Origin of the sequence: Clostridium sp. 'deep sea' (assembly GCF_014931565.1) — a bacterium.
Taxonomy (GTDB): Bacteria; Bacillota; UBA994; order PWPR01; family PWPR01.
Genome location: NZ_CP063353.1, coordinates 2011549 through 2028441 on the forward strand (window position 1 = coordinate 2011549; position 16893 = coordinate 2028441).

The window sequence follows — 16893 nt, forward strand, 5'->3', positions numbered from 1 at the left end:
CATCTTTAATTTATTTACCACAACACTTTTTATATTTTTTACCACTGCCACATGGACATGGATCATTTCTGCCAATTTTCTTTCCAGTTTTTACAGGCTTCTTTGGGGCATTTGTTTGATCATTTGTTATATGTCTTTGTACACGTGGTTTATTTTGAACTTGTACATGGAAAATATTTTTAACTGTGTCATCCTTAATTTCTGATATTAAATTTTGAAACATATTATAGCTCTCGCTTTGATACTCCATTAAAGGATCTTTACCACCATAAGCTCTTAATGATATACCCTGACGTAATCTTGTCATGGCATCTATATGATCCATCCATTTTCTATCCACAACCCGTAACATAACAATGCTTTCAACTCTCCGCATTATCTCAGAACCAAACTCTTGCTCTCGTTCATTATAAAGCTCTTCAGTTTTAGCTATTACAGTTTCCTGAAGCTCTTGTTTGCTCATTTTTTTAAACTGCTCTATCATGTTAGGAAATGTGGGGAAGTATTCATTTAGTCTTTTTTGTAAATAATTAAAGTCTTCATCTTTAGCTGCATTAATATCGCTGCAGTAGGTATTAATAGCTTCAACTACTATATCACTAATCATAGCTAATATTTGCTCTTTAAGATTCTCGTTTTCAAGCACCTTACGACGCTCAGCATAAATAACTTCACGCTGTTTATTCATTATGTTGTCGTACTCTAAAACACTCTTACGAATACCATAGTTTCTGCCCTCAACTCGCTCTTGAGCTCGCTCTATAGCTCTATCTAAAAACTTATGCTCAAGGGCTACATCCTCATCCATACCCAATTTATCTATTAAACCTGCTACGGTATCAGAAGCAAATAATCGCATTAAATCGTCTTCTAGAGATGTATAGAATTGCGAAGAACCTGGGTCACCTTGGCGCCCTGATCGTCCCCTTAACTGGTTATCTATACGGCGAGATTCATGTCGTTCTGTTCCAATAACATGAAGACCTCCTACCTCTTTTACACCCTCGCCTAGTTCTATATCTGTTCCTCTACCAGCCATGTTTGTGGCTATAGTTACTGTATTTTTTTGTCCTGCGTCTTTTACTATTTCTGCCTCTTGCTCATGGTATTTGGCATTTAGTACCTTGTGTTTAACACCCTTTTTTTTGAGCATACTACCTAGTAATTCGGATTTTTCAATTGAAACAGTACCTACTAGTACTGGTTGTCCAAGCTTGTTTCTTTCTATTATATCTCTAATAACAGCATTAAATTTTGTCTGTTCATTACGATATATTTGATCTTGCATATCATCACGAATCATTGGTTTATTGGTTGGTATAACTACTACATCCATACCATATATTTTTGCAATTTCATCTTCTTCAGTTTTTGCTGTACCTGTCATACCAGCTAGCTTTTCATACATTCTAAAATAGTTTTGGAGAGTTATAGTTGCCAAAGTACGGCTCTCTTTTTCAACCTTTACTCCCTCTTTAGCCTCAATGGCTTGATGTAATCCATCGCTGTATCTTCTACCTATCATTAAACGTCCTGTAAAATCATCTACTATAATGATTTCGTTATCTTTAACAATATAATCACGATCACGTTTCATGAGCTCTTTAGCTCTCAAAGCGTTATTTAACTTATGGCTGAGTTCCATATGCTGCTGCTCATATAGGTTATCTACCCCAAGCTTACGCTCTGCTAAAGCAATTCCTACCTCTGTTAAGGTAACAGAACGGGCTTTTTCATCAACTTCATAGTCTCTGTCTATTTTTAAAACTCTAGCAATCTGTGTAAACTTTCGGTACTCAGATACAGGTGCTTCTTGAGGCCCTGAAATAATTAATGGGGTACGGGCTTCATCAATTAAAATACTATCTACCTCATCAATTAAGGCAAAATGTAAATCTCTTTGAACTAAATCTTCTAGATGAACAGCCATGTTATCTCTTAAATAATCAAAGCCATACTCATTGTTAGTACCAAAAGTTATATCGCTATTATAGGCTTGTCTTCTGCTGGCTGAATCTCTTACTTCAGCAATAACTAAACCAACACTTAAACCTAAAAATCTATAAACATTACCTACCCATTCGCTATCACGTTTGGCAAGATAATCATTAACTGTTACAACATGAACCCCTTTTCCTTGTAAGGCATTTAAGTATACAGGCATAGTTGCAGTTACGGTTTTACCTTCGCCAGTACGCATCTCTGTTACTCTACCTTGATGTAATGCAATACCACCTAAAACCTGTACATCATAGGGGTACATGCCTACTACTCTTTTATCGGCTTCTCTAATAACAGCAAAGGCCTCTGGTAAAATATCATCTAAGCTCTCACCTTGACTTAATTTGTTTTTAAAGTAAGGTGTTTTTGCTTTTAACTCATCATCACTTAGTGACTTCATTTCCTCTGCAAAGTCATTAACTTTATCAACTATTTTTTGTAATTTTTTAAGCTCTTTTGCATTAAAATCAATAAACTTACTAATAAACTTCTTCATTTACTGCTCCTCTTTTATTTTATTTTGTAAACTCTAATTGCCATCCATTATTTTCCATTTTCTTAATAGTGTTAATTGGAGCTGCAACATGCATTTTCCAACCCTCTTCTACAATTTGATTAGGGCGTGGATTTAAAAAAGTAAATGCTCTATGCTCTGGGGTTGAATTTCTTGTTAGTCCGTAAACTTGCGTTTTAGCTGGCATTGTTTTAAGAATTGCTGCAAACTCTTTGTTTTTTAGGCTATTAGGAATTATTATTGAATACAGCTTATTTTTGCTGTATCTTAGCTTATCTTCATAAAGCAATGTGTCAATAATTGCCCACATTCCTCCTGCTACCAATGAATGACCACCAACAACAATGGGAATTGGGGCATTTTTTACTGCCATTGTAAATTGCCTTGCCCACTCATTTTCTATTTTTTCTGGCATTAGTAAATCTGCATAAAATCTATCGTTATCCGATAAATGCATTTTTTTATGGGCAAACAAAACTCGGGTATCTATAAATGCTACCTTTGCTAAACTAGCTAAGTAGTTAAAGAACTCTTGCTCTCCCTTTAGCTCCATAAGATGCCCTAGTAAAGAAGTAACCATATTCTTTTGCATTCTACCTAAAGACTTCATACCACGTTCTTCAGAATAAACGCGTAACCGACAACGTACATTGGTATTTAATTGAGTAATAACAGGCGAACCAATACGTCCACTCATTAATACATCTGTATAGGGTACAGCTAAAGTATATTTAGCTTTAATTAAATGTGATGAATCATACTGAATATGTTTAAATGCCTGCTTTGTATGTTTACCTAGTGCTGGGTGAATAGACAAAACCAACATATCTGTAGGGGTATCTATATCAAAGTGTATACCTGTTGAATGAGGCATCAAAACCTTATTTAAACCTACGTTTCTTAGCATATTTGCTAAAGGGTTATCACTTTGGGGTAAGTGTGGTAATTTGTTTATTATATCAGCAGGAGAAAACACCATTAAATCAGCTGATTGAACATTATTTGTTAAAACCATGCCTGGGTTTTCTAACACTTGTTTTGAAAAATCAGACATTTCCTTTACTGTTAATAATGGTCCTGCAGCCCCTCCTATATAAAACACGCTCGTTAAATTATATTTATTTATTATGTTTTTAAGTCGAGTACCAAAATGATACACTCCAAAGTCAAAATCAACTACTACATTTTTATCTTGTAAAGCCTTTTTAAGCTCTGGATAATTTGTAGCTACAATTACTTTATCTATTTCATCAACCTGCAAAAAACGCTCTACATTATCTAGTACCATAGCTTGTCTTAACTTTACTAAATCATGCTCAATCTCGCTACTTGGTTTTCCACCCTCAAAAATTACAGCGGTTACTTTTTTATCTATCATTACCGCACCACCTACGTAAATATCTTATCTTTTATTGTACCATAAATTGATTTAAAACTAATAATTGCTTGCAAATAATTATAAAATCATAATAATTTTAACTAACAGCCTTATTTAACTTTATGGAATTTTTTATTATGAGAAAATTTACTGTACCTTGTACAAAGACTAATAGAAGGCAAATTATATTTATATAATGTAAAAAGAACCTCTAAAGAGGTCCTTTTTTATATTTAACTCATTAAAATAAGTTTTTTACTTATTATTGGGGCTCTATTAAACCAAAGTTTCCATCTTTTCTTTTGTATAACACATTTACTTCATCTGTTTCACTGTGCCTAAATACAAAGAAATTGTGGCCGAGTAATTCCATTTGAAGAATAGCTTCTTCTACGTTCATTGGTTTAACTGAAAATCTTTTTGTTCTTACAACCTTTAATTCTTCTGCATCATCATTGCCATCATCTGAAACAAATAATGGCGCGTTGCCTTGCTCTCTCATTTTCCTATTAAGGCGGGTTTTATATTTGTGGATTTGTCTTGCTAGTTTATCAACAACAGAATCTATTGTTGAATACATATCTGTTGTTTTATCTTCGCTTCGTAAAATCATGCCGCCTATAAATAATGTTACCTCTACAATATGATAACCTCGCTGTACCTCTAAAGTTACATTTGCCTCTGGCTCACTCTGCTGAAAGTATTTATCTAGCTTACCTAGTTTCTTGTGCAAAGCGTCGCGGAGAGCATTTGTAATCTCAATTTGGCGTCCTGTAACATGCATTTTCATGATACCAGCTCCTTTATATATATCTATAATACTATTTACCCAAAAACCCAGTTAGCTAAACAGTATATATAGCAATTTCAAAAATAAGTTTAAAAAAACTGCCACAATGGTTTTCTAAAATAATTATCTTGTTCTCTTTTATGCTCTAATAATAATTTATAGTGCCATTTGGATTTAATATTTATACGGCTGAAAATCTCATTGCTTTTACTGCCTACCCCTATCATAAAACCTATTTTTTCACTTATACATCTCATTAAGGTGTTTATTGCCACTAAATCACCCTGTATAAAAACGGTTTGAAGTTGGTAATAATTAAATTTTTTTACAGGTAACCGCTCTACCAAAGAAATTATCATTACTCTGTGTGCCGCAATTTGCTCAAAATAAACATGCTGATGAGAAAATAATTTTAAAGATTTTACTGTTTCCTGTTCTTTAAACTTACTAATTATATTCAAACTCTCGTTAATTAATGCAGCATATAAAGCATCGATTTTTAATAAATGATATTTTACATTTTGCAGTACTATTTTATTTTCATTCTTTTCTGAAATCATTTTGAGACCTGCTTTACTTAAGTAATGTAGTAGCTATAGTTAATGCTCTAACCCTCTTAACACCACATTTTTTAAGTACCACAGCACATTCATTAAGCGTACTTCCGGTAGTAATTACATCGTCAACTAAAACAATGTTTTTGTTGTTAAGAGCAGTAAATATATTTTTGCTTGCAGTAAATTGTCCTTTTACTGCGTTTAAACGTTTTTTGAGGTTATAAGTAGATTGCGCAGGTGAATTGTTTTTGCGTATTAAAAGGTCTGCCCAACTTAGTTGTGAGTTTTTACTTAGTGCTTCGCATAATACTTGAGATTGATTATAACCTCTGGTCTTAACTTTATTAGGATGCAGTGGAACAGGAACTAATATATCATTACCTATAGCATTTACTAAATCCATTTCACTCATCATTATTTTTGCTATTTCATACGCAATACCAGAATACTTTTTGTATTTAAACAGGTGAATTAATGTTCGTAAATGAGCTTCATAGATTCCAAAACTTAGTACCTGCGAAAACTGGTACTCTCTATTTTTGCAATGAGTACAATAAGTGTTACTAGCTAAAGGTCTGCCACAATTACTACAAAGAGGGGGGTATACCCTCTTTACTTTATCATAACATTTTTCACAAATATATAAACCACTTTTTTGGTGTTTTTCATTACAGATTAAACAGCTACGAGGTCTTGGGAAAACCATTTGTCGACAATATCTTATAAATTTATTTAGTTGGTTCATCTTTATCAAAGAGAGTAGTTTGGTATATAACGTTATTAATATACATTCTATAGGCTTTGTTGGCCTCTGGTAAACTGGCTCTATGCTCTATAAGTTGTTTTAAATGTTTTTGTAACACAAAATAGTTATCTCGTGCTTGATCTAAAGTTATCCAGTTAAACTCAACGGTATTGCCAGGCTTTAGCTGAGCCAATTTTGGCAAGTCTGAGTGGGCAACTTTTGCAATTTTAGGATAGCCTCCAGTGGGCTGACGATCTGCCATCATTACAATTGGTAGTCCACCTCTGGTTATTTGCATGGCTCCATAAGGTATTCCATCTGAAATCATAGGTTTACTATTTAAAAGCTCTAACTTTACACCCTCAAAGCGAAGTCCCATTCTATCACTTTTTGCGCTTAATGTATAGCTACTATTTGTTAAACTTTGCTGAGTATCCTCACTGAAGTAATTAATTTGAGGTCCTTCAACAATATTTATTATATTATTTTTTGGATCATTATTAGTGTATTTTAAAACACTACTCTCTGGAACTTTTAGTGTTTTAATAGGGTAAATACTACATGTTAAAGGAAGCTCATCATTTACCTTTAATTTATGATCACTATCTCCAAATTGAATTGGTAAATAAGTTGATCTGCTTTCAAGTATTTTGGGTACATTAATACCTCCTGCTACAGCCACGTAGGCTCTAACACCAAATGTTATTGTTGTTAAGTCAAGAACGTCTCCAGCTTTTATTACAATAGTGGTGTAAGTAGGTACTTTATATCCATTTAGTTTAGCATCAACCTCGGCTCCTGTAATAGCTACTAACGTATTTGAGGTAAACTCTAAAATTGGTCCACTCCAAGTACACTCAAGTACTGCAAGGTCTAAATTATTGCCTACTAAAACATTGGCAACCTGAAACGCTTTATAATCCATAACACCACATGCCGGAATACCCAAATGCTGAAGCTGTGAACGACCATTATCTTGAACTGTTGTTAAGAGTCCTGGTGACTTTATTATAATTTTTTTCATTTAATCTCACCTGCAACTATTTGAATTTGATAATCACCATTAGCAACTTCTTTTACTATGTTATTATATTGCTGTTGGTTGATGCTTTTAAATTTTATATTGTCTCCAGACTGTAAAAGAACAGGATTTGTAAGTTTTGAATCAAAAAGAGGCACTGGGGTGTGCCCAATAATTCGCCACCCTCCAGGACTAGTTGTGGAATAAATGCCTGTTTGTTCACCACCAATTGCCACTGAACCTGCTGGTACTTTAGTACGAGGCTGCTCTAAACGAGCAGTTGCTAAACGTGAGTCTAAACCTCCCATATAGGGGTAGCCAGGATTAAAACCTAACATATATACTCTGTATTCTCCATTTTCATGAATATCTACTACTTGTGAAACTGTTAATTTGTTGATTTTGGCAACATCCTCTAAATCTGGACCATGTTCTCCACCATATAAAACTGGTATAATAACTAACCTACTATTCTCAGTTGATTTACTTTGAGTATTAGGAAGTACTTGTTTAATATTTTCGGTTAACTTACTTGTGGTCCATACTTCTGGGTCAAAATGTACGAGCAGTGAGCGATAGGTTGGGGTCATGGCAATGATTCCCTGCCACTTTTTTGATTTTATAGTTTGCCATAGTTGAGTTACAGCTTCATTTATAACAGGGTCAATTTTGTTTTCATATTCAATCAATAAATAATTAATGCCAATAGGGGCAATTCTTTGTGGATGCATCGTAACACCTCTTTATTGAATTATTACTAGTATAACGACAATATCACAGTATTTATTGCAAATCAAGAGTTTGATTAAATAGCAGGTAGTTAGTAAATAAATAGCTGTTTTTTGAATAAGTCAGTGCTAAATTAAAGTTACAACTACATGGCTTTGTTTACGAATAGGGTAAATTATTAACAATCACTTAACATTTAATTATTTAATATAATAAAAGCCTTGTTAACAAAATGCTGCCTGCATTATGCAGACAGCATTTATATTTATTTTATTTATGATTTATAAACAATTTCTCCATTAATAAGGGTGTACTCTACCTTACTCATTAATTGTAATGGGTGGTTATCCATAATTACTATATCTGCATCTTTACCAGTCTCTAAACTACCAATTCTATTGCTTAAACCCATTATTTCAGCAGCATTGATAGTAATTGATTTTAGAGCCTCTTGCATGCTTAAGCCCTCACGCACTGCTAAAGCTGCACACATAGGTAATAAGTAAATTGGTTGATTTGGATGGGTTGTAGTTAGCGCTATTTTAACCCCCTCATCAACTAATATTTTAGGGGTAGCCATATTAAGATTAGCTGTTTCAACCTGCCAGCGAGCACTCCATATAGATCCAAAGACAACTGAAATTTTATATTTTTTTAGATATTTTGCTACTTTATAGGCCTCATAGGCATGAACTAAAACCATATTAACATTAAATTCGTTTGTTATGCGAATAGCTGTCATAATATCATCTGCTCTATGGGCATGTATATGTAATGGAACTTCTTTTTTAATTACTCTCACTAAAGCTTCCATTTTTAAATCTCGCTTAGGCATTTTGCTGTCGTCTTCTTTACCCTTTTTTAGCTTTTTAAGATAATTAGAAGCTTTAAGTAGGTTTTCACGAAGCAAAGCCGCAGTACCCATACGAGTTGAAGGAATTTTTTTACCACCAAAAATATTCTTAGCATTTTCTCCTAAGGCAACTTTTACACAGGTATCTGTTATATACATTTCATCAGCAAGATACCCCGCTAGTTTAAATGCACTGCCAATCCCACCAAATACATTTACATCACCTGGAGTTACATTTGAAACAGTAACACCAGCCTCTCTGGCCTCTTTTAAGGCAACATCAAGGGGGTTAAAACCATCTACAGGGCGAAGCTGTGGAACAACGGCCTCAGTTTGCTCTATGTGATCGGCTCCCTCCCAGCGTATTCCGCCTTCTTTTAGACCAATATTTGTATGAGCATCTATTAAGCCTGGTAATACATATTTTCCGGAGGCATCAATAACTTTTGCATTTTTAGGGATAGTTACATTTTTACCAATTTCTTTAATTTTACCGTTTTCTATTAAAATAGCACCATTTTCAATTACACCATTGGTGATTGTAAGAAGTTTTCCATTTTTAATTACTAACATTAGTTAATACCTCCCTTGCAGCAGCCAGAGTCTTGGCTATATACAATTTCACCATCAATAAATGTGTATTTAACTTTAGACATAATATCAAAGGGGTGATGGGTCCACACTGCTAAGTCAGCATCCTTACCAATATCAATACTACCAACTCTATCACCTACGCCACAAAGCTGAGCTGGATTAATAGTAATAGCTCTTAAAGCTTGCTCTTCAGTCATGCCATGTTTAACACAAAAAGCGGCACATAAATGAAGGTGATGAACTGGTATAATGGGGTGGTCTGTCATCAAGCTAACAGGAACACCTTTACTTGCACATATACCTGCTGTTTTTAATGAACGATCAGTAAGCTCAACCTTAGAGCGAGTGGTAATAGAAGGACCCACAACAATTGGTATTTGATTTTCAGCTAAAAAATCCGCTATTTTATGGGCTTCGGTTGCATGTTCTATGCTAACCTTTATATTAAACTCTTTACTAATACGCACTACTGTTACAATATCATCATGACGATGACAGTGAACACGTAAAGGGATTTCTCTGTTTAATACCTTGCCAATAGTCTCTAAACCTAAATCGCGATCTGGCATTTTATCTTCATCATCGCCAGCTTTTTCAATCTTTTTTAAATACTCTTGGGCTTTTATTAATGCCTCACGCATAACTGCTGCCACACCCATACGAGTCATGGGCATGCTTTCTTTCTCCTGACCATAACAACCTTTAGGGTTTTCACCAGTAGCGGCTTTAAGCCCACTTGGCTCTAGCATGATCATTTCATCTATTATATTACCAGAGGTTTTCAAGGTAACACCGTGTCCACCTATTACGTTAGCACTACCAGGGGCATCCCAAATTGTGGTTATACCACCAGTTAAGGCATCACGCATACCTATACCCTCGGGGTTAATGGCATCTACAGCTCTTACGTGGGCTGTTACAGGGTTGGTCATTTCATTACAATCCATACCCTCCATGCCTAAACCCTCTTCCCAAATCTCTACATGAGCATGGGCATCAATAATGCCTGGGGTTACAATCATACCTTTAACATCAATTATTTCAGCATCTTTAGGAATCTCTACATTAGTACCAAAAGCAGCAATTTTACCGTTTTTTATTAATACTGTTCCGTTTTCAATAACTCCATTAGTTATAGTAAATAAATTACCATTAATAATTGCCTTTTTATTTTTCACTCTCACAACTCCCTTTTAAACTATAGTGTAAAATCACCATTATGAGCTGTTTCTAAAAACTTAGTTAAAAGTTTTATGCAATTTTCTAAGTCTTTTTTGTCGGCTGTTTCATTTACGGTATGTACATAACGTGTTGGCAAAGAAATAGTGATTACGGGGCAACCAGACTGAGCTTTTTCTATAGCTCCAGCATCGGTACCACCACGGGGTAAGATTTCCATTTGATATTTAATATCTTCTTTTTCAGCTAAATCACGCATGAAATCAACTAATTTGTAGTTAGAAATTGAAGCAGAATCACGAAGTTTAATTGCTGCACCCTCACCTAAAGCTGTAATTCTGGAATGATCAGGAGTTCCAGGTATATCTACAGCTAAAGTTACATCTAAAGCAACACCAATATCAGGTTTGTTTAAAAAAGCACTTGCTACTGCGCCGCGTAAACCAACCTCTTCTTGCACTGTTGCTACAGCATAAATATCTGCTTCATTATTTTTTACATTTCTTAAGGCTTCTAACATAATGTAAACACCAGCACGATCATCTAAAGCCTTAGAGCATAATAAATTACCCATCTCCATAAAACCACGGTCTAGGGTAACAAAATCACCAATTCTAACAAACTTTTCAACTTCTTCCTTGTTTAACCCTAGGTCAATAAAAAACTCTCCGAGTGTTGGAGTTTTCTTTTCTCCACTAGAGATATGGGTGGGTTTAATACCAGGCATTAAAACACCGTTTAGGTCTTTTCTACCGTGTACTACAACACGTTGAGCAATAAGGTTTCTGGGATCAAAACCACCCATAGGCTGGATTCTGATAAAACCTTTATCATCTATGTAACTAACCATAAAACCAATCTCATCCATATGACCAGCTACCATTATTTTTTTATTGCCTTTACCTTTTTTAATTCCAATAACATTACCAATAGTATCTACAAACATTTCATCTACTAGGGGGGCCATCTCTTGTTTAACTAACTCTCTAACACGTTCTTCTCTCCCTGGAGTACCAGGTGTTTCACATAATTTTTTCAATAACTGTAATGACATTAGTTTCACTCCTTTTATTAAAATAGCCATCAACAAATTTGCTGATGGCATATTGTTCCGTATTTAACTTAATACTGTTAAATATCTTAGTGATTAGAAACCTGGACCTTCAATATTATCTATAACCCAATCGGTTGTTCCAACTGGATCAATATATTTTTGACGCCTTACAACCGTAAAAGTATAATATTCATCGTTAATTAAAATAACTCTTACATACATCCTTTTACTTTTACCACTAATTTCAGCATTAACTTTAACTGTTTCTTCTGGACTCCACTGAACTAGTATTAATACCTTTGGGCTGCGTAAAAAGTTCTTGCTTAAATAGGGTCTAATTACTTCAAATTTTTTATTTCTCTCATACCTATAACAAGCATTTATTACACCGTTTACGGGTTGTTCAGGGGTGCTATTAGATAAAAAGGCTAATAAAACTGGTATGAATACAATAACTATTACTATGGGATACAAACTAGCCGTATCTAAAATATCCTCAGCCGAATTGCTGTGCCAAGAACTATTAAATACAGCTACTCCTATTGCCATAAGGAGTATTATAAGTAATAATATATGCCCTGCTCCCCTTCTGGTCATCTTTCTCACTCCTAAAATTATTGAGATTTAATCAATAAATCAATAATTTTTATAATGCAGCTAATATACATTTTTTATCTTTATTGATATAGCTAAACATCTAAAAAGTAATTAACAATATTAAGTAATGTTCTTCAGTAATTTCTTTAACTACATTTTAACACAATCAAACAAATTACAATACCTCTATTATAAATAGAGAAACACTATTATAATAACATAGATTATATTGCTGTACTTATTCTTCACTTATGTTGCAAAATAATATTCGTTATAAAACTCTTTTCTCCTGCTTTTAAGGTAAATATAGCATTACCTTTTACTATTACCTTTTAAATACTAATAACTAGCTTATATAAAATACTGGGTAGCGTTTGTGCCACCCAGTTTATAATTCTACTTTTTAGTATTATAACAGTCTACAATCTCCCCGTAATACATTACATGATAATTGCCATTTGCATAGAACTTATCTTTAACTTCCTTGCCTACACATTTAGGCTCCATAGTTTGCTGGTATACAACCTTGCACTCAAAATGCAAATCACAATCAACTATAATAGGCACATCAACTTTTTTTCCCTGCTGAATAGCAAGTTTACATTCTGCAAACTTATCATAATCACGACCAGATTTAGAACCACAAAAACCTAAAGCTCCCTTTAACTTACCCGCCTTAGGAACGCTTACAGTAAATGTTTGTGCTTTCTCAATCAAATCATAAGTATGTCTAGAATACCTAACAGCAACCATAAGAATTGGTTTTCCCCATACAACCCCTATAGTGCCCCATCCAATTGTCATAGTGTTCTTAACGTCTTTTTCAGATACAGTCATAAATGCTCCACCGTTACTAAGCTGACTAATCAACTGTGGAGCAAATTGACTTATGTCTTTAATTGTCATGAAATATTCTCCCCCTATACCTCAAATAAACATCAATATTTTACCACAAAAAAGGGAATTTTTGCTACTTAATAATTAGTTTACGCTAACAATTAAATTTTATGCTGTACAACTTATCTAAAATCTAAATTATCCCAAAATTATAACAAGATACTCTTATATACTTAATTAATGTAGCTATTATTTATAAATTTTAGTATTATTTTGTGTTTATTCTCCCGTAATAAATACTTAACTTACCATATTTTATACTTACATCATATCTTCAGAATTATTAGTTAATTAATGAAAAGGGGTCAGGCTTTAATAATTTAAAAACTAATGCTAAAATTTTATTGAAGAAGGTGACAAAATGGCAAGAAAACCTCGCATTCATTACAAAGGAGCTTTATATCATGTGATTTGTAGAGGGAATAATAGAGAATCAATTTTTGCAACTGAAACCGATAAACAGGATTACATATTACAGATTATTCGTTATAAAGAACGCTACAATTTTAAGCTCTATAGCTACTGCATTATGGATAACCATGCACACTTAGTTATAGAGATAGACGAAGCCCCTTTGGCTAAAATTATGCAAGGAATACAGCAAGTATATACTCAAAGATATAACTATCGATATGACCATGTTGGACATGTTTTTCAACAACGATACAAAGCTATTTTAATAGATAAACAAGCTTATTTATTACAACTCATAAGATATGTTCATAATAACCCCGTTAAGGCTGGTTATGAAGATGGTCTAAATTATGCTTGGTGCAGCCATACTGACTATTTAAAAAGTGATAGTAGTTCATTTGTTGACTTCAACTATCCTTTAAAAATGTTTTCTCAGTATAAAAATAAGCAAATAAGCAAATATCTTAAATTTATGAATGTAACTAATGAAACTTTTGAAAAGATTTCTGAAAATGAATTAGCTCCACTTGAGTATCGCTCTTTGTTTAATACTCAAACAAAATCCATTTATTATAGTCCAGAGAGTATTGTACTAAAAATAAGAGATGTTACTGGTGTTAAGTTATCTGAGATTAGAGAAAAAAATAGAAGGCAAAAAATTGTTGATGCACGTAAACTACTGGTTTATATGCTAAGCGAATATACCTATTTAACTAGAAAAGAGATTGCCGAGTTTGTTAATGTTTCTGTAGCATCGATTTCAGTAATGCTAAACAGTAAAGAGCGTGTAAAAGAGTTAAAAAATAAGATAAAGTAAAAATTAATGTATAGCAAACTTACATAGAGTTTTTAATATTTTGCTTTTTACATATTAATTATAGAGTTAGTTGATTTTTAAAGCCTGACCCCATTTACTTACTTAAAAAGTTGCTAATATAGTGAGTGATTTTATAATATAATTTTTGTTATTCTTAATAATATATTGCGTGTAAAAGAGTTATAAAATAAGGTTAGTAAAGATTGATTAATCTATTTTCTCAACAAATTTACATAGAGTTTTTTTATATGGTTAGTTGATTTTTAAAGCCTGACCCCATTTGTTAATAACTTTTTGTTATTAAACAGGTGTGATGCATAGTCATACTTTTACAGTGGTAAACTATACTAAAATGACAAAAAGGAGGGTATGCAATGGATATGAAGCAGAAGGCGAATAGGTTAATAAATGAAAGTTCGCCTTATCTTTTACAGCATGCTAATAATCCTGTTGACTGGTACCCTTGGGGTGAGCAGGCTTTTGCTAAGGCATTAGCGGAAGATAAGCCTGTTTTGCTTAGTTCCGGTTATAGTACTTGCCATTGGTGTCACGTTATGGCTCATGAGTCTTTTGAGAATAGGGATGTTGCAGATGTTTTAAATAAGCATTTTGTGGCAATAAAAGTAGACCGAGAAGAGCGCCCTGATATTGATAATATTTATATGACTTTTTGCCAAGCTATGACTGGTGGTGGGGGCTGGCCTTTAACTATTTTTATGACCGCAGATCAAAAGCCTTTTTATGCTGGTACTTATTTTCCGTTAATTTCTCGTGGTAATTACCCTGGATTTATAGATTTATTGACTGAAATAAATAGGATATGGCATAACGATCGTCAGCTTTTATTAACTAGAAGTGAAGAGTTTATAAATGCTATAAAAAGAGTAATACCACAACGTAAACAAACAACTATACCACTAAATGTTATTAATGAATCTATTCCAATTTTTGTCCGTAATTATGATAATGATTATGGTGGCTTTAGTAGTGCACCTAAGTTTCCAATGCCTCATAGTTTAGGCTATTTAATAAATTACTCGCTACTAAATGATAAAAGTGTTTTAAAAATGGTGGATAAAACGCTGGAGTGTATGTATAGAGGTGGTATTTATGACCATGTTGCAGGAGGTTTTTCCCGTTATTCTACAGATAATAAATGGTTAGTTCCTCATTTTGAAAAGATGTTATATGACAATGCTTTATTAGTTCCATTGTATTCACTAATGTTTAATATCACTAATAAGTTTTATTTTGCTGAGGTGGCCAAAGAGACTATCAATTATTTATTAAGAGACATGCTCTCACCTGAAGGAGCTTTTTATACTGCTGAAGATGCTGATAGTGAGGGAAGTGAAGGTTTATTTTATGTTTTTACTAAAGATGAATTGTTTGCTAACCTACCTAAAGAAGAGGCTTTATTATTTTGTAAACACTTTAATATTACTGACAAGGGTAATTTTGAAGGTAAGAGTATTGCTAATTTAATAAATAATAAGGTTTTATTAAGTACAAACACCGAACATGGACAGCTAATTAGTGAGCTAAAGGTTAAGGTAAGAAGATATCGTGGTAATAGACCAAGACCACATCGTGATGAAAAGTTACTTGCAGGGTGGAATGGTTTGTTAATTGCAGCTTTAGCTATTGCTGGTAGAATTTTTGATAGACCAGATTACTATGCTAAGGCTAACAAGTGTTATGAGTTTATTAAAAAAAATATGTGTCCCGACGGGAGACTATTTGGCTCATATTGTAATGGCAAACTAGGTTCTTTAGCTGTTTTAGACGATTATGCCTATTTAATACATGGCTTACTAGAGCTTTTTGCCTCCACAGGAAATGCTCAGTTACTTAAAGATGCCAGGCACCTAACAGAGAATGTTTTTATGTTATTTGGTGATAGTGATGAGGGTGGCTTTTATTTTTATGGTACCGATAGTGAGCAGTTGGTTTTACGCCCCAAAGAGAGCTACGATGGAGCATTACCTTCGGGAAACTCAATAATGGTTCAAAATTTACTTACCTTAAGTAATATTAAAAGAGAGCCATATTATAAAGACATAGCGACAAAAAGCATTAAAACCTTTGCAAATGAGCTAAAAAATAATCCTTTAAGTCACAGCTCTTGGCTTAATGCAATTATGCTTTTTGAGAAACAACCTATTCATGTGGTAATTTCAAGTATGTCTGCTGTTGATGCTGCTGAGTTAGACAGGGTAGTAGATGGTAATTATTACCCATTTTTATCTGTTGTAAAACACCGCGGAGATCTTAATCTGGAGAGTGAATTACCCTACTTAAAGGACTATGCTGTTGGAGCAAAACCAGTTGCTTATGTTTGCTCTGATACACAGTGTTATCAACCCATTGATTCTCCAGAGAGTTTAAAACAGTTATTAGATAAGCTTTATTTTGGTAATAGTTAAAAGACTAAGAACGAGAGTAATAATATTTGAAGATTTCAATATTTTTTATAAGCTGTGGGTAAAAAGTAAACTGTAATGTTTAAAATGGTACTTATAATATACTTGTTTCTTTTTTTATTGCCACAAAGACTCAGAACACAAAGGGTTTTAATTATAGTTTTATAAATGACACCTACAGATAGAATTAGGTTAAAACATAATTTAGCTTAATATAGCGGTACGCATGCAATGCGTACCCTACCTGAATAATCCATACGTTATACTTGTTTGTTTAATGTTATATACTCAACAGCTTTTATTATGACACATACATAATATACTTGTTTC

General features: G+C 33.5%; 14 protein-coding genes. 2 read left to right on the forward strand and 12 right to left on the reverse strand.

The window, feature by feature from the left end:
• Positions 1–10 precede the first annotated feature (10 nt).
• The 12 genes from secA to IMX26_RS09300 all read right to left on the reverse strand — a co-directional run bounded on the left by secA (position 11) and on the right by IMX26_RS09300 (position 12918).
• The gene (secA, locus tag IMX26_RS09245; RefSeq protein ID WP_195158104.1) at positions 11–2497 is read right to left on the reverse strand and encodes a preprotein translocase subunit SecA; all 2487 of its coding nucleotides are present in this window, start codon (positions 2495–2497) and stop codon (positions 11–13) included.
• 19 nt (positions 2498–2516) lie between these two features.
• On the reverse strand, positions 2517–3893 hold the full coding sequence (locus tag IMX26_RS09250; protein WP_195158105.1) for a hypothetical protein: 1377 nt from the start codon (positions 3891–3893) through the stop codon (positions 2517–2519).
• A gap of 262 nt (positions 3894–4155) precedes the next feature.
• On the reverse strand, positions 4156–4683 hold the full coding sequence (raiA, locus tag IMX26_RS09255; protein WP_195158106.1) for a ribosome-associated translation inhibitor RaiA: 528 nt from the start codon (positions 4681–4683) through the stop codon (positions 4156–4158).
• 89 nt (positions 4684–4772) lie between these two features.
• Positions 4773–5243 (reverse strand): hypothetical protein, encoded by a 471-nt coding sequence (locus tag IMX26_RS09260; protein WP_195158107.1) that lies wholly within the window; start codon positions 5241–5243, stop codon positions 4773–4775.
• A gap of 13 nt (positions 5244–5256) precedes the next feature.
• Positions 5257–5985 (reverse strand): ComF family protein, encoded by a 729-nt coding sequence (locus tag IMX26_RS09265; RefSeq protein WP_195158108.1) that lies wholly within the window; start codon positions 5983–5985, stop codon positions 5257–5259.
• Positions 5969–7009 (reverse strand): biotin-dependent carboxyltransferase family protein, encoded by a 1041-nt coding sequence (locus IMX26_RS09270; protein WP_195158109.1) that lies wholly within the window; start codon positions 7007–7009, stop codon positions 5969–5971. The genes IMX26_RS09265 and IMX26_RS09270 overlap by 17 nt, the downstream gene beginning before the upstream one ends.
• Positions 7006–7737, reverse strand: a complete 732-nt coding sequence (gene pxpB, locus IMX26_RS09275; RefSeq protein WP_195158110.1) for a 5-oxoprolinase subunit PxpB — start codon at positions 7735–7737, stop codon at positions 7006–7008. Before pxpB ends, IMX26_RS09270 begins: the two co-directional genes overlap by 4 nt.
• 272 nt (positions 7738–8009) lie before the next feature.
• Positions 8010–9161 carry an amidohydrolase gene (locus IMX26_RS09280; protein WP_195158111.1) on the reverse strand — a complete coding sequence of 384 codons (1152 nt, stop codon included), beginning with the start codon at positions 9159–9161 and terminating at the stop codon, positions 8010–8012.
• Positions 9161–10360, reverse strand: a complete 1200-nt coding sequence (locus IMX26_RS09285; RefSeq protein WP_243259056.1) for an amidohydrolase — start codon at positions 10358–10360, stop codon at positions 9161–9163. The genes IMX26_RS09280 and IMX26_RS09285 overlap by 1 nt, the downstream gene beginning before the upstream one ends.
• 20 nt (positions 10361–10380) lie before the next feature.
• A complete protein-coding gene (locus IMX26_RS09290) occupies positions 10381–11415 on the reverse strand; it encodes a M42 family metallopeptidase (RefSeq protein ID WP_195158112.1) in 1035 nt (344 codons plus the stop codon).
• A gap of 93 nt (positions 11416–11508) precedes the next feature.
• The gene (locus IMX26_RS09295) at positions 11509–12012 is read right to left on the reverse strand and encodes a hypothetical protein (protein WP_195158113.1); all 504 of its coding nucleotides are present in this window, start codon (positions 12010–12012) and stop codon (positions 11509–11511) included.
• A gap of 396 nt (positions 12013–12408) precedes the next feature.
• Positions 12409–12918, reverse strand: a complete 510-nt coding sequence (locus IMX26_RS09300; RefSeq protein WP_195158114.1) for a flavin reductase family protein — start codon at positions 12916–12918, stop codon at positions 12409–12411.
• Positions 12919–13270: 352 nt separating this feature from the next.
• On the opposite strand from IMX26_RS09300, the gene IMX26_RS09305 reads away from it, so the two are divergent.
• Entirely contained in the window at positions 13271–14140 is an 870-nt protein-coding gene (locus IMX26_RS09305) for a transposase (protein WP_195158115.1), read from the forward strand.
• 374 nt (positions 14141–14514) lie between these two features.
• The gene (locus IMX26_RS09310; RefSeq protein WP_195158116.1) at positions 14515–16566 is read left to right on the forward strand and encodes a thioredoxin domain-containing protein; all 2052 of its coding nucleotides are present in this window, start codon (positions 14515–14517) and stop codon (positions 16564–16566) included.
• The last annotated feature ends 327 nt before the right edge of the window (positions 16567–16893 follow it).